The organism is Citrobacter sp. TBCP-5362, from assembly GCF_005406305.1.
In the GTDB taxonomy this organism is placed as follows: Bacteria; Pseudomonadota; Gammaproteobacteria; order Enterobacterales; family Enterobacteriaceae; genus Citrobacter_B; species Citrobacter_B koseri.
Window position 1 is genome coordinate 4,193,382 of the sequence record NZ_CP040234.1, and the last position, 12,681, is coordinate 4,206,062.

At 55.7% G+C, this 12,681-nt stretch carries 10 protein-coding genes; 6 read left to right on the forward strand and 4 right to left on the reverse strand.

Annotated features, from left to right (window positions below; translation table 11 throughout):
* Window positions 1–88 precede the first annotated feature (88 nt).
* From FD428_RS19950 to FD428_RS19970, 5 genes are all read left to right on the forward strand, one after another.
* Window positions 89–991, forward strand: coding sequence for a Fe(3+) dicitrate ABC transporter substrate-binding protein FecB (locus FD428_RS19950; RefSeq protein ID WP_111925710.1), 903 nt, complete (start codon window positions 89–91; stop codon window positions 989–991).
* A complete protein-coding gene (gene fecC / locus FD428_RS19955) occupies window positions 988–1,974 on the forward strand; it encodes an iron-dicitrate ABC transporter permease FecC (protein WP_114848701.1) in 987 nt (328 codons plus the stop codon). The genes FD428_RS19950 and fecC overlap by 4 nt, the downstream gene beginning before the upstream one ends.
* Window positions 1,971–2,927, forward strand: coding sequence for a Fe(3+) dicitrate ABC transporter permease subunit FecD (fecD, locus tag FD428_RS19960; RefSeq protein ID WP_114848702.1), 957 nt, complete (start codon window positions 1,971–1,973; stop codon window positions 2,925–2,927). Before fecC ends, fecD begins: the two co-directional genes overlap by 4 nt.
* Entirely contained in the window at window positions 2,928–3,695 is a 768-nt protein-coding gene (gene fecE, locus FD428_RS19965) for a Fe(3+) dicitrate ABC transporter ATP-binding protein FecE (protein ID WP_112001355.1), read from the forward strand.
* A 455-nt stretch (window positions 3,696–4,150) separates the two neighbouring features.
* Entirely contained in the window at window positions 4,151–6,868 is a 2,718-nt protein-coding gene (locus FD428_RS19970; protein WP_371417114.1) for a cation-transporting P-type ATPase, read from the forward strand.
* 109 nt (window positions 6,869–6,977) lie between these two features.
* Here FD428_RS19970 and FD428_RS19975 read toward each other — a convergent pair whose 3' ends face one another.
* Entirely contained in the window at window positions 6,978–7,409 is a 432-nt protein-coding gene (locus tag FD428_RS19975; protein ID WP_012134612.1) for a universal stress protein, read from the reverse strand.
* A 261-nt stretch (window positions 7,410–7,670) separates the two neighbouring features.
* Window positions 7,671–8,207: a single-stranded DNA-binding protein SSB1 gene (gene ssb1 / locus FD428_RS19980; protein WP_047459655.1), complete on the reverse strand. Its 537-nt coding sequence runs from the start codon at window positions 8,205–8,207 to the stop codon at window positions 7,671–7,673.
* Window positions 8,208–8,457: 250 nt separating this feature from the next.
* On the opposite strand from ssb1, the gene uvrA reads away from it, so the two are divergent.
* Window positions 8,458–11,280, forward strand: coding sequence for an excinuclease ABC subunit UvrA (uvrA, locus tag FD428_RS19990; protein ID WP_012134614.1), 2,823 nt, complete (start codon window positions 8,458–8,460; stop codon window positions 11,278–11,280).
* A gap of 95 nt (window positions 11,281–11,375) precedes the next feature.
* Here uvrA and FD428_RS19995 read toward each other — a convergent pair whose 3' ends face one another.
* Together FD428_RS19995 and aphA are read right to left on the reverse strand one after the other, a co-directional pair.
* A complete protein-coding gene (locus tag FD428_RS19995) occupies window positions 11,376–11,732 on the reverse strand; it encodes an MmcQ/YjbR family DNA-binding protein (protein WP_012134615.1) in 357 nt (118 codons plus the stop codon).
* 202 nt (window positions 11,733–11,934) lie between these two features.
* Window positions 11,935–12,648 carry an acid phosphatase AphA gene (gene aphA / locus FD428_RS20000; RefSeq protein ID WP_012134616.1) on the reverse strand — a complete coding sequence of 238 codons (714 nt, stop codon included), beginning with the start codon at window positions 12,646–12,648 and terminating at the stop codon, window positions 11,935–11,937.
* Between the last annotated feature and the right edge of the window lie 33 nt (window positions 12,649–12,681).

Below are 12,681 nucleotides of genomic sequence, written 5' to 3' on the forward strand. Positions count from 1 at the left end.
TGCCGGGTGGCGGCGTAAATGCCTTACCCGGCCTACAGAGTGACGTAGGCCAGGTAAGCGCAACGCCATCCGGCAACCGGAGTTGACTATGTTTGCTTTTATTCGCGTTTATTTTTTCAGCCTGATCGTCCTGGCAGCGCCGGTTTTTGCCGTGACGGTGCAGGATGAACACGGCGCCTTTACCCTGAATAAAACGCCGCAACGGATTGTCGTACTGGAACTGTCGTTTGCCGATGCGCTGGCGGCGGTGAACGTCAGTCCGGTGGGGATCGCCGATGACAACGATCCCACGCGTCTGCTGCCGGAAGTGCGTCAGATTATCGGGCAATGGCAGTCCGTCGGCACCCGCGCTCAGCCGAGCCTTGAGGCGATCGGCGCGCTAAAACCTGACCTGATTATCGCTGACAGCAGCCGCCACGCAGGGATTTACGCCGCGCTGCAAGAGATCGCCCCCGTGTTGTTGCTCAAATCCCGCAATGAAACGTACGCTGAAAATCTGCAATCCGCCGCGATCATCGGGAAAGTATCAGGTAAAGATGCTGAAATGCAAAAACGGCTGACGTTGCATCGGGAACGTATGCGCGCGTTTGCCGCCCACTTGCCGAAAGGGGCCAGCGTGGTATTCGGCACCTCACGCGAACAGCAGTTTAATCTGCACAGCCGCGAATCGTATACGGGCGGCGTGCTCGCCGCGCTGGGTCTGCGCGTGCCGGAGGCAATCAACTCTGCGCCAATGACCACGATTAATCTGGAGCGGCTACTGGCGCTCGATCCGCAGTGGCTGATTGTCGCGCACTACCGCCAGGAGAGCATCGTTAAACGCTGGCAGCAGGATACGTTGTGGTCCATGCTCCAGGCGTCGCAACACCACCAGGTTGCCGCCGTCGATAGCAATAGCTGGGCGCGGATGCGCGGGATTTTCGCTGCGGAACGCATTGCCGGCGATACGGTGAAAATCTTTCATCACCAGATGCCTGATACCACGCAATGAGGACATTGATCATTTGGGGAGCGCCCGTACTGGCGCTCCTGGCGGCGTTCTGGCTGAGCCTGTTCTGCTACTCGGCGATCCCGATTTCACCCGTCAGTGCTCTGCATGCCCTGTTTCCTTCTTCAACGCCTCCGCTTTCGGAGGCGTTGGTGCGTAATTTACGTCTGCCGCGCAGCCTGGTGGCATTGCTGATTGGCGCCAGCCTTGCCCTGGCGGGAACATTGCTGCAAACCCTGACCCATAACCCGCTGGCCTCCCCTTCTCTGACCGGCATTAACAGCGGTGCGGCACTGGCGATAGCGTTAACCAGCGCATTCAGCCCCATGCTGCTCAGCGGGTATTCCATCGCGTTTATCGCCGCCGCAGGCGGAGGCCTCGCCTGGCTTCTGGTGATGCTGGCTGGCGGCGGCTGGCGACAGGAGCCAGACCGCAACAAACTGATTCTCGCCGGAATCGCGCTCTCCGCGCTGTGTATGGCGCTGACCCGCATCACGCTGCTATTGGCGGAAGACCACGCTTACGGCATTTTTTCATGGCTGGCGGGCGGTATTGCCCATGTGCGCTGGGCCGAGTTCTGGCAGCTCTTTCCTTTTGTTCTGGTGATTATTCCCGTCATGCTGCTGCTGGCGAACGCCCTTAATCTGCTCAACGTCAGCGATGTCGCTGCACACACGCTCGGCGTAAACCTGTTTCGGCTGCGGCTTACCGTCAATATCGGCGTGCTGGTGCTGGTCGGCGCCTGCGTCAGCGTGGCGGGGCCGGTGGCGTTTATCGGCCTGTTAATGCCGCATCTGGCCAGGGCGTGGTCGGGTCACGACCAGCGTAAGTTGCTGCCGATGAGCCTGCTGATGGGCGCAACGTTTATGCTGCTGGCAGATATTCTGGCGCGAGCGCTGGCCTGGCCGGGCGAGCTTCCGGCAGGCGCAGTGCTGGCGCTGATTGGCGCGCCGTGTTTTGTCTGGCTGGCAAGGAGGCGTGGATGAAAGCCTTTATTCTGCTCATCACGCTGCTCCTGCTGAGTATCACCGCGCTGCTGTCATTGCGTCTGGGCGTGGTTCCTCTGCCCTGGTCCGCGCTGATCGATGGCTGGCATACCGATCACGAGCACCACTATGTTCTGACTCAGTATCGTCTGCCGCGACTGCTGCTGGCGATATTCGTCGGCGCTGCCCTGGCAATTTCCGGCGTACTGGTGCAGGGCATCGTGCGTAATCCGCTGGCCTCGCCGGATATTTTAGGGGTGAACCATGCCGCCAGTCTGGCGACGGTAAGCGCACTCATGCTGCTGCCATCGCTGTCGGTCGTCTGGCTGCCGCTGCTGGCATTTGTGGGCGGGCTTTGTGCGCTGATCTTGCTGCGTGCGATTGCGGGTCGCTCCTCCCCCCTACGTCTGGCGTTAATCGGCGTGGCGTTGTCGGCAACCTGGGCCAGCCTGACGGATTACCTGATGCTCTCCCGCCCGCAGGACGTTAACAACGCGCTGCTGTGGCTGACCGGCAGTTTATGGGGACGCGGCTGGTCGTTTGTGTATGTGGCGCTGCCGATAATGCTGGCGCTTATTCCACTCAGCGCCTGGTTTTGCCGCGATCTGGATCTGCTGGCGCTGGGCGATGATCGCGCCAGCACGCTCGGCGTCCCGGTCAGGCGGGCGCAGCGCCTGGGATTGCTCCTCGCCGTCGCGCTGGCAGCCACCAGCGTGGCAGTTTGCGGGCCGATAGCTTTCGTCAGCCTGGTCGTGCCCCACCTGACCCGACGCCTGCTGGGAGGGCGCCATCACTGGCTGCTGCCCGGCGCTGCGCTAATCGGCGCATTTGTCTTAACGCTGGCCGATTTGCTGGCAAGGATCATTAACCCTCCCACGGAGCTTCCGGCAGGCATGCTCACCGCCATTATCGGCGCGCCGTGGTTTATCTGGTTGCTTGTGAGGATGCGCTAGATGGATATCAGATGTGAAAACCTGACTGCCGGATACGGTGATAAACGCATTCTTGACGGCCTGTCGGTTACGCTACCCGCCGGGCAGATCACCGCATTACTGGGGCCTAATGGCTGCGGCAAATCGACGCTGCTGAAATGCCTTGCCCGCCTGCTCATACCGCAATCCGGCACCTTGCACATTGCGGGTAAGCCGCTGTCGGCATTCTCACCCCGCGCGCTTTCGCGTCACCTGGCGCTACTGCCGCAACAGCACATGACGCCGGAAGGGATCACCGTGCGGGAACTGGTCAGCTATGGCCGCAGCCCGTGGCTGCCGCTGTGGGGGCGGCTTTCTCGCGACGACCATCAGCATGTCAACCGGGCAATGGCGCAGACGCACACTGACGCGCTGGCAGACAGGCGGCTGACGGAGCTGTCCGGCGGTCAGCGGCAGCGCGTGTTTCTGGCGATGGTGTTAGCGCAGGATACGCCCATTGTATTACTGGATGAACCCACCACCTGGCTCGACATTAATCATCAGGTGGAGTTGATGGCGCTCATGCAGATGCTAAAACAGGCGGGAAAAACGGTCGTGACGGTACTGCACGACCTGAATCAGGCAAGTCGCTATTGCGATCATCTTGTCGTGCTGGCGCAGGGGAATGTGATTGCGCAAGGGCAACCTGTTGATGTTATGCAACCAAAATTATTACGCAAGGTATTTCAGGTTGATGCGGAAATTCACCCTGAACCGCTGACAGGAAAACCAATGTGTATTATTCGTTAGTCTGCTAGCCATATTTTTACCTGTCCAGAGCAGTCTGTTCATCCTGTCAGACTGCTCATCAAAAATATATTCTTATGCCCTTTATTTTTATTCTCTGTCATTAACTTTAAATATTTAAAAGTTATGTAAGGAACACTATATTTAGTGTTTTTCAACCCAGATATTTAACGAAGGCGTAGGTTGAAATCCCGCTAATTACCGCGATGATAATTGCAAAAATAACCAGTAACATCAATCGACTACCGCTATATATTCCTAACATAATTACCTCCTTTACTAAATTTACACTTCCATCAAAACACTGAAAATATACGCTACAAGCGTTATCTAACCATCAAGATAAAATAATCTTTAACGAAACGCCATTGATTAATGTCAATAATTCAGACTCTTTATTTTAATAGTATAAGCGCGATTCAAAACATTATGCATTTTATACTTCGAGGAATTTTAAATTGACCAGAATGCCGAATAAAAATCGTCTCCATTCTGCGCCATGCGTTGAAAAAAAACCGTACCAGCAATCTGTTAACGAGGTACTTGAAAAAAAGCAGAGTCAGCCTTCCGGGCTGACGCAAAATGAAGCCAGCGCGCGCCTCGCGCAGCATGGGCCTAACGCGCTGCCAGAAAAAGCAGGCAAACCGGCATGGTTACGCTTCCTGGCGCATTTCCACGATGTTCTGATTTATGTCCTGATCGCTGCGGCGGTGCTGACTGCGGTCATGGGTCATTGGGTGGATACGGCCGTCATTTTGGGTGTTGCCGTTATCAACGCGCTGATTGGCCACATTCAGGAAAATAACGCGGAAAAGTCGCTGAAAAGCATCCGCAATATGCTGTCGAACTCAGCGGTCGCGATCCGCAACGGTCAACATGAAACCGTCCCCACAACCGAACTGGTGGTGGGCGATATCGTCGTGCTGCGCGCAGGCGATCGCATCCCGGCAGATCTTCGCGTTATGGAAGCCCATAACCTGCGGGTTGAAGAGGCCATCCTGACGGGCGAGTCCACCGTTGTCGATAAAACAGCCGACACCCTTACCGGCGAACTGCCGTTAGGCGATCGTAAAAATCTGCTGTTCTCCGGCACCACCATCAGTGCAGGCGCCGGGCTGGGCGTGGTTATCGCCACTGGTGAAGAGACTGAACTCGGCCACATCAACCAGATGATGACGGGCATTGAGAAGCACCGTACCCCGCTGCTGGTTCAGATGGATAAACTCGGCAAAGCCATTTTCGCCATTATCGTCGCCATGATGGCAGGACTATTTGTGTTCAGTCTGCTGCTGCGCGATATGCCGATGGGCGAACTGCTGCTTTCTCTGATTAGCCTTGCCGTCGCGGCCGTACCGGAAGGGCTGCCCGCGATCATCTCGATTATTCTGTCGCTCGGCGTACAGACGATGGCCCGCAAACACGCCATTATCCGCAAGCTGCCGACGGTCGAGACGCTGGGTGCGATGTCCGTGATCTGTTCCGATAAAACGGGCACCCTGACCATGAATGAGATGACGGTAAAAGCCATTATTACGGCGGACAAAAATTACCGCGTTCAGGGCAACAGCTATGAGCCAATGGGCGAGATCCATACTGAGGAGAGCGACGCTGCGGTAGAGATCCTGCCCGGCAGCCTGCTGGAGAACTACCTTCGCACTATCGACCTGTGTAATGACAGCCAATTGATTCAGGACGAAAACGGTCACTGGGGCATCACCGGCGGGCCAACGGAAGGGGCCTTAAAAGTGCTGGCGGCAAAAGCGCGCCTTCCCGCCATTGAAACTGAACTGCGCAGCAAAATCCCGTTCGATTCGCAGTACAAATACATGGCGACGCACCATCGCATTGGAAATGAAGAGCGCGTACTGGTGACCGGCGCGCCAGATGTGTTGTTTAAACTGTGCCAGCTACAGCAAACCGCTACCGGTACTGAAGCCTTTACGCAAAATCACTGGGAAGCGGAGATCGCGCGCTATGCGAAAGAAGGTCTGCGCATGGTTGCGGCAGCCTGGAAGCCAGGGCGTGCAGAAGCCGCCTCTCTCACCCATGAGTGCCTGAATGACGGCCTGATCTTCCTGGGCATCGCAGGCATGATGGACCCGCCGCGTCCAGAGGCCATTGACGCAATCCAGGCCTGCCAGCAGGCGGGGATTCGCGTGAAGATGATCACCGGCGATCACCCGCAAACGGCCATGAGTATCGGTGGCATGCTGGGGATTCATAACAGCACCCACGCGGTAACGGGCTACGAACTGGAGCAGATGGACGATGCGGCATTAGCCGAAGCCGCTGTCACCTACGACATCTTTGCCCGCACCAGCCCCGAACATAAACTGCGTCTGGTGAAGGCGCTGCAAAACAAAGGCGAGATTGTCGGTATGACCGGCGACGGAGTCAACGACGCCCCCGCGCTGAAGCAGGCGGACGTCGGCATCGCGATGGGCATCAAAGGCACGGAAGTGACAAAAGAAGCCGCTGACATGGTACTGACGGACGACAACTTCGCCACCATCGCCAGCGCCGTGCAGGAGGGGCGTCGCGTTTACGACAACCTGAAGAAAACGATTCTGTTCATCATGCCCACCAACCTGGCACAGGGTCTGCTGATCATCATTGCCCTGTTGGCTGGGAACCTGATCCCGCTCACGCCGGTACTGATTCTGTGGATGAACATGGCGACCTCCGCCACGCTGTCGTTCGGGCTGGCATTTGAAGCCGGTGAGCGCAACATCATGCGACGCCCGCCACGCCAGAGTAATGAGAACGTCATGGATGCCTTTGCTATCTGGCGCGTCGGTTTTGTCGGAACGTTAATTGCGGCCTGCGCCTTTGCGCTGGAAGCCTGGTTGCAGCCTCGCGGCCACAGCCCGGAGTTTATCCGTACCGTGCTGTTGCAGACGCTGGTCACCGCACAGTGGGTATATATGCTCAACTGCCGGGTTTCGGATGGTTTCTCGCTGGGACGCGGGCTGCTGATGAATAAAGGCATCTGGATGGTCAGCGGCATTCTGTTGCTGTTACAGCTAGCGATTATCTATATGCCTTTCATGCAGATGCTGTTTGGCACAGAAGCGCTGCCGCTGCGTTACTGGGGCATAACCTTCGCTATCGGCGCAGTGCTGTTCTGCATTGTGGAGATAGAGAAACCGCTCACCCGTAAATTCCGCCGGAAATAGCCGGCGGTTCACCGCGAAGCAAAAAGCCTCCCGTAGCGGAGGCTTTTTTTTGCCGATGGGGGAGGCATTTTGTAGGCCCGGTAAGCAAAGCGCCACCGGGCATGGCAGATTAACGAATGACCATCACCGGAATTTTCGCGTATCGCAAAATATTCGCCGCAGCCGAACCGAGCAAATGCGTTGCAATACCCGGCTTGCGCGAACCGATGATAATCATCTCGGCGTTATGCGCTTCTACCGCGTTATTTACTTCATCACGAATATTGCCATGACGGACTTCAAAACGAATATTCTCCAACGGCGTTTTGAATTTTCTCGCAAGGTTAAGCATTTTTTCTTGCGCGTCATTCGTCATGTATTCCTCGTATTTTCTGATATCCGAGGCAAAACCACGCATTGGGGAGGTACCCAGTTTAGGGAAAACATGCAGCAGATGGATCACGCCGTTTTCTTTGTCCACCATATGATCAGCGTAGGCAATGGCTTTGTCAGAGAGATCCATCGCCAGAATATCAACGGGCATTAAAATGACTTTATTCATGATGATTTCCTTAAGTTAGCTGACAGGTCAATCACATATCCCTGAAAAGACCTGGCAAGATTCAGCATTCATTTGACCAAAATAACGGGGGAATAATAATCAATAATACCCTGTATTTTTTGATCATAAGCAAGAAAGGAAATAACCCATAAAGTCTGTAGATATATTTACGTCCGGTGACAAAACTGACAAGCCTGCTATTTAATTGCACGCTATTTCAGCCCCAAAAAAAGCTCCCGAAAAGGGAGCTTTTTTAATTCATCAGAACGGGATGTCGTCGTCGAAATCCATTGGCGGTTCGTTAGACGGTGCCGGAGCGGATTGTTGCTGCGGACGGGACTGCGCGCCGCCGCTGAACTGGTTGCCGCCCTGCGGTTGCTGAGGCTGACCCCAACCGCCCTGCTGCTGACCGCCGCCCATATTGCCGCCAGCCGGAGCGCCGCCGCCCTGACGGCCACCCAGCATCTGCATGGTGCCGCCAACGTTGACCACCACTTCAGTGGTGTATTTGTCCTGACCGGACTGATCGGTCCATTTACGGGTACGCAGCTGACCTTCAATGTAAACCTGAGAACCTTTACGCAGATATTCGCTGGCCACTTCCGCCAGTTTGCCGAACAGCACAACGCGGTGCCATTCCGTCTGCTCTTTCATCTCACCGGTCTGCTTATCACGCCAGGATTCGGAAGTAGCCAGCGTAATGTTGGCAACTGCGCCACCATTTGGCATGTAGCGTACTTCCGGGTCCTGGCCCAGATTACCGACGAGAATCACCTTGTTTACGCCTCTGCTGGCCATGATCGAGTCTCCTGAAAAACGTTTCTGAATAAGTGTAAACGCGCGATTGTAGCATTACCAATAGCGTTTTTACTACGATGCGAGGCTGATTCCAGTAAACAACCTTGGGCGGACATTGTTACACAGTAGCCTGTGTTTTGCATTCCAATACTGTATATCCATTCAGGTTGAGTTGTGTCATAATTAACCGTTTGTGATCGCCGGTAGCGCCATGCGGCCGGGAAAAAGCGTTTTAATCCGGGAAAGGTGAATGGATAAGATCGAAGTTCGGGGCGCCCGCACCCATAATCTCAAAAACATCAACCTCGTCATCCCGCGCGACAAACTGATTGTCGTCACCGGGCTTTCGGGTTCTGGCAAATCCTCGCTCGCTTTTGACACCTTGTATGCCGAAGGGCAGCGTCGTTACGTTGAATCCCTTTCCGCGTATGCGCGTCAGTTTCTGTCTTTGATGGAAAAACCAGATGTCGACCATATTGAGGGGCTATCGCCCGCTATCTCAATTGAGCAGAAATCGACATCCCATAACCCGCGCTCTACGGTAGGTACAATTACCGAAATACATGACTATCTGCGTCTGCTGTTCGCCCGCGTGGGTGAACCGCGCTGCCCGGATCATGACGTCCCGCTGGCGGCGCAAACCGTCAGCCAGATGGTGGATAACGTGCTGTCTCAGCCGGAAGGCAAACGCCTGATGCTGCTGGCGCCCATTATTAAAGAGCGCAAAGGCGAGCACGCCAAAACGCTGGAAAACCTGGCCAGCCAGGGCTACATCCGCGCCCGTATTGATGGCGAGGTCTGCGATCTCTCCGATCCGCCGAAGCTGGAGCTGCAAAAGAAACACACCATTGAGGTCGTGATCGATCGTTTCAAAGTCCGTAGCGATCTGTCCCAGCGCCTGGCGGAATCTTTTGAAACCGCGCTGGAACTCTCCGGCGGCACCGCGATCGTCGCGGATATGGACGATACGAAAGCGGAAGAGCTGCTCTTTTCCGCCAACTTCGCCTGCCCAATTTGCGGCTACAGTATGCGCGAGCTGGAACCGCGTCTGTTCTCGTTTAACAACCCGGCGGGAGCCTGCCCGACCTGCGACGGCCTCGGCGTACAGCAATATTTCGATCCCGATCGCGTGATCCAGAACCCGGAGCTTTCTCTGGCTGGCGGCGCGATTCGCGGCTGGGATCGCCGTAACTTCTATTATTTCCAGATGCTGAAATCGCTGGCGGAACACTATAAGTTCGACGTGGAAGCGCCGTGGGGAAGTCTGAGTCAGAACGTGCATAAAGTCGTTCTGTACGGTTCCGGCAAAGAGAGCATCGAGTTCAAATACATCAACGATCGTGGCGACACCTCCGTGCGTCGCCATCCGTTCGAAGGCGTGCTGCACAACATGGAGCGCCGTTACAAAGAGACGGAGTCCAGCGCGGTACGTGAAGAGTTAGCTAAATTCATCAGCAACCGTCCGTGCGCCAGCTGTGAAGGCACGCGTCTGCGCCGTGAAGCACGTCATGTCTTCGTCGAGAATACTCCGCTGCCTGCGATCTCCGACATGAGCATCGGCCATGCGATGGACTTCTTCAACAATCTCAAGCTCGCAGGCCAGCGTGCAAAGATTGCGGAGAAGATCCTCAAGGAGATTGGCGACCGCCTCAAGTTCCTGGTAAACGTCGGCCTCAACTACCTGACGCTGTCCCGTTCGGCAGAGACCTTGTCCGGCGGCGAAGCCCAGCGTATCCGTCTGGCCAGCCAGATTGGCGCGGGGCTGGTAGGCGTGATGTATGTGCTGGATGAACCGTCTATCGGTCTCCATCAGCGCGATAACGAACGTTTGCTGGGAACGCTGATTCACCTGCGTAATCTCGGCAATACCGTGATTGTGGTGGAGCATGACGAAGACGCCATCCGCGCCGCCGACCATGTGATCGATATCGGCCCCGGCGCTGGCGTACACGGCGGTCAGGTCGTGGCCGAAGGGCCGCTGGAGGCGATTATGGCGGTGCCGGAATCCCTCACCGGCCAGTACATGAGCGGCAAACGCAAGATTGAAGTGCCGAAACAGCGCGTTCCCGCGAACCCGGAGAAAGTGCTGAAGCTGACCGGCGCGCGCGGCAACAACCTGAAAGACGTCACCCTGACGCTGCCGGTTGGCCTGTTTACCTGTATTACCGGCGTATCCGGGTCGGGTAAGTCCACGCTTATCAACGACACGCTGTTCCCGATTGCCCAGCGCCAGTTAAACGGGGCGACCATTGCGGAACCTGCGCCGTATCGTGATATTCAGGGGCTGGAGCATTTCGATAAAGTCATCGACATCGACCAGAGTCCGATTGGCCGTACGCCGCGCTCTAACCCGGCAACGTATACCGGCGTGTTTACGCCCGTACGTGAGCTGTTCGCTGGCGTGCCGGAATCACGCTCACGCGGCTATACGCCGGGACGTTTCAGCTTTAACGTGCGCGGCGGGCGTTGCGAAGCCTGTCAGGGCGACGGCGTCATCAAGGTTGAAATGCACTTCCTGCCGGATATTTACGTACCGTGCGACCAGTGCAAAGGCAAGCGCTATAACCGCGAAACGCTGGAGATTAAGTACAAGGGCAAGACTATCCACGAAGTGCTGGATATGACCATCGAAGAAGCGCGCGAATTTTTTGACGCCGTTCCGGCGCTGGCGCGTAAGCTGCAAACGTTGATGGACGTGGGTCTGACCTACATCCGTCTCGGTCAGTCCGCCACCACGCTCTCCGGCGGTGAAGCACAGCGCGTGAAGCTGGCGCGTGAATTGTCGAAACGCGGCACCGGGCAGACGCTGTACATTCTGGATGAACCGACCACCGGTCTGCATTTTGCCGATATTCAGCAACTGCTGGACGTGCTGCACCAGTTGCGCGACCAGGGCAACACCATTGTGGTGATTGAGCACAACCTGGACGTCATTAAGACGGCGGACTGGATTGTCGATCTCGGCCCGGAAGGCGGCAGCGGCGGCGGCGAAATTCTTGTTTCCGGGACGCCGGAGACGGTCGCAGAGTGTGAAGCATCACATACTGCCCGTTTCCTCAAACCAATGCTGTAATAATGCCCGATGGCGCTGCGCTTATCGGGCCTACAGAATATGCGTAATAGTTTGTAGGCTCGATAAGGCGCTTGCGCCGCATCCGGCAAAACGGCTCACGGCTGCACCAACAGCTTACGCTTGTCCTCCGGCAGGGTACTTACCGCCAGTTGATAAGAGGCATCCACCAGATAATAGATTTGCGAATCCGGTAGCGAACCGTCCAGGTAGACGGTGCTCCAGTGCGCTTTATTAAGATGTCGGCTTGGTCGCACATCGCTGTGTTGCTGGCGCAGCAACTCCGCCAGTTCAGGGCTGGTTTTCAAAGATACCGCCGGGCGATTTTCCACCTCTTTCACCATGGCAAAAAGCACATCTTCAACCTTGATTTGTGTGGCTTTCCAGTCACTGTGAACGCTCTGTTCCGCGCCTGTTTTTGCCATGCAATATTGCAGTAACTCCGAATTGGTCATCTTCTTATTCCCCTTTTAAGCATATTGCCCCACTGAGAACGTCTCTTACTCAGTTTGCAGCAAGTCCGCCAAAGGTAAAAGCCAGCAGCTCAATTTTGTTCAAAAAAACAGCGATTGAGAATCTTGCCGGATGATGCCACTGTAGGCCTGATGGCGACGCTAATGCGTTTTATCAGTCCTGGGGCAAAAGGTTCCGCCGGTTTTAATATTCCGAGTTCACAATCACCTCTTCCCCAAACGCGCCGGCCTGCGGCAACGGTTTATAGGTAGAGTTGGAGGCGCGCAGGATGCGGATGCCACGGATGCCCGCGTCACGGGCTGCCGTAATGTCATTGTCGGAGTCGCCGTAGAAGATGCGGATATTTTTCTCCTGTAGCCACTGCGTTTTGGTGTTCTGGCCCGGCTTGTCGCCTGCAAAAATCACAGGATTCATATTGGCTGCGGGAATGTGGAAATCATCAGCCAGCGTTTTCGAGACGGTTTCGGTTTTCGTCTGGCTCCGCCCCGTGACAAAAAAGATGCTGTCGCCACGCCGGACGTGCATATCAATAAGCAGACGCGCCACCTCTTTCGGAATGCTGAACTCATCCCAGCCGTTGTTCATCTTCTCCCAGAATGCCGGATTTTTCAGATAATCCTCGCTTTCTGGCGAATAGACTTTTTTGCCGCGCCAGAAGCCAGGGCTGGAAAACAGCACGGTGTCATCAATATCAAACCCGACAGCAATGGGAGGACGACCCGCCAGGCTATTTTCGATCTGCGCGACAGAAACCCAGTGGATGGGAGACTGCTCGGCGAGTTTCGCGACGTTGGTGCCAGGATTTAGCGGCGACGGCGAGGACGCCAGGGCGATTGCTGAATTATTTAACGTGAAAAGTAAACAAAAGGCGCTCAAGGCCAAGGTTATCTTGCGCATATTTTTCCCTAAATAGTCAGTTAGTTATGATTT